This window comes from Emticicia sp., assembly GCF_049241225.1.
Taxonomy (GTDB): Bacteria; Bacteroidota; Bacteroidia; order Cytophagales; family Spirosomataceae; genus Emticicia.
The window spans coordinates 58,896-60,572 of the sequence record NZ_JBMLRC010000041.1 but is presented as its reverse complement, the minus strand read 5'-3'; the positions used below and the strand labels follow the sequence as shown (position 1 = coordinate 60,572).

The window sequence follows — 1,677 nt, the reverse complement described above, 5'->3', positions numbered from 1 at the left end:
TACTCCAATCGTACCATTTAGGAATTGAAATAAGCCTACTCGTCAGAAAGCTACGCCAAATGGTATACTCCAATCGTACCATTTAGGAATTGAAATATATAAACGCTTAATAAAATGAAAATTTCGACCGAGACTCCAATCGTACCATTTAGGAATTGAAATATTGATAATTGGCAGATTTCGGTTTTGTCACATTCACTCCAATCGTACCATTTAAGAATTGAAATATTCCACATTTTCAATAGTTCGAGTAGCCTTGCGGATACTCCAATCGTACCATTTAGGAATTGAAATAAGAATTAAACCGACATTGGTCTATCCAACAAACTAACTCCAATCGTACCATTTAGGAATTGAAATGTTTGTAAAATATCAGTCTGATTTGACAGGCTGGAACTCCAATCGTACCATTTAGGAATTGAAATATTCAGTAAACGGAGGCAAATTTTGCCAGCAAAATTACTCCAATCGTACCATTTAGGAATTGAAATGGGGGTGCGTAGTGCTTTTGTGGCGGATGGTGTTTACTCCAATCGTACCATTTAGGAATTGAAATAACCTATCCAAAGCATCCGCCTGCCCCCTCACCACAACTCCAATCGTACCATTTAGGAATTGAAATACGTTGGCATCTTTGAGCGAATTGCTGGAGAATATGACTCCAATCGTACCATTTAGGAATTGAAATCGGCTTAAACCTGCCGTTTTCTCAAATACGTTCGTGACTCCAATCGTACCATTTAGGAATTGAAATTGTAAAAAGAAAGTTTTAGAATATAGTTTTTATCAAAACTCCAATCGTACCATTTAGGAATTGAAATATGGCGTTGACTCATGGCTTGAGAACCCCTACGTTTACTCCAATCGTACCATTTAGGAATTGAAATTTGAATGGTCGTTTAGCAGCGTTCGCAATCGACAGACTCCAATCGTACCATTTAGGAATTGAAATCCTTATGACAATCCATATAAGGGTAATACGCCACAGGACTCCAATCGTACCATTTAGGAATTGAAATTTTTTTTTTGAAGCCAATCACACCAATTTAGTAAAACTCCAATCGTACCATTTAGGAATTGAAATAACAGACGGTTGATTTTATCGAAAGCGGCAAAGGAAACTCCAATCGTACCATTTAGGAATTGAAATGCGAACTATCAAAACAACAGACGGCCAACCGCTCGACTCCAATCGTACCATTTAGGAATTGAAATACGATATTGGCTCGGCTCTCAATGCTCTCGGTGCGGACTCCAATCGTACCATTTAGGAATTGAAATGACAATGGAAATTACAGGTGCAATCGTGCAAATTTACTCCAATCGTACCATTTAGGAATTGAAATAAAGCAATCCGTTTCCGTTGTAATAGACAGTTATAGACTCCAATCGTACCATTTAGGAATTGAAATTTTATTAGCTGAAAGTAATAAAGTATTAGAACCACTACTCCAATCGTACCATTTAGGAATTGAAATAAGACTAAGAATCATTACGAACGATATTTTGGAAAAACTCCAATCGTACCATTTAGGAATTGAAATTAGTTTGTTAAAAATAGAGTATTCGGATTTTATTACACTCCAATCGTACCATTTAGGAATTGAAATTTGCCTAATAGAAGTAAACAGGGAAAGATATTTGATACTCCAATCGTACCATTTAGGAATTGAAATA

General features: G+C 36.3%; 1 CRISPR repeat array.

Annotated features, from left to right (window positions below):
• Nucleotide 1: 1 nt before the first annotated feature.
• Nucleotides 2-1,676: direct repeats of the CRISPR family, unit length 30 nt; unit sequence ACTCCAATCGTACCATTTAGGAATTGAAAT.
• Nucleotide 1,677 lies beyond the last annotated feature (1 nt).